This is a genomic window from Pseudomonas agronomica (assembly GCF_025917275.1).
Classification (GTDB): Bacteria; Pseudomonadota; Gammaproteobacteria; order Pseudomonadales; family Pseudomonadaceae; genus Aquipseudomonas; species Aquipseudomonas agronomica.
This window is the reverse complement of the sequence record NZ_JAOSHO010001123.1, coordinates 1-277: the sequence shown is the minus strand read 5'-3', so window position 1 is coordinate 277 and position 277 is coordinate 1. Positions and strand designations below refer to the sequence as shown.

Sequence of the window (277 nt, the reverse complement as noted above, 5' to 3'; positions counted from 1 at the left end):
TTGACGCTCAGGAACACCGGTTTTTCCGGCCGTGGCGACGGCTTGGCCGTGGACGCGGGGAGATCAACCTTGATGTCCACGGTGGCGAGCGGGGCGGCCACCATGAAGATGATCAACAGCACCAGCATCACGTCGATGAACGGCGTGACGTTGATTTCGTGGTTCTCGGCCAGATCGTCGTCTGCGCCTTCTTTCAAATGCAGGCCCATGGCCGATTACCCCACTTTCACCATGTGCGGTTGCGAGCCACGCTCGGGCGGCAGGTGATCGAGGTCGC

1 protein-coding gene is annotated in these 277 nt (G+C 61.4%); it reads right to left on the bottom strand.

Annotation, left to right across the window (positions count from 1 at the left end; translation table 11 throughout):
* Positions 1 to 209: biopolymer transporter ExbD (locus OC610_RS29205; RefSeq protein ID WP_264433320.1), on the bottom strand; the 209-nt coding region annotated here is incomplete at its 3' end.
* Between the last annotated feature and the right edge of the window lie 68 nt (positions 210 to 277).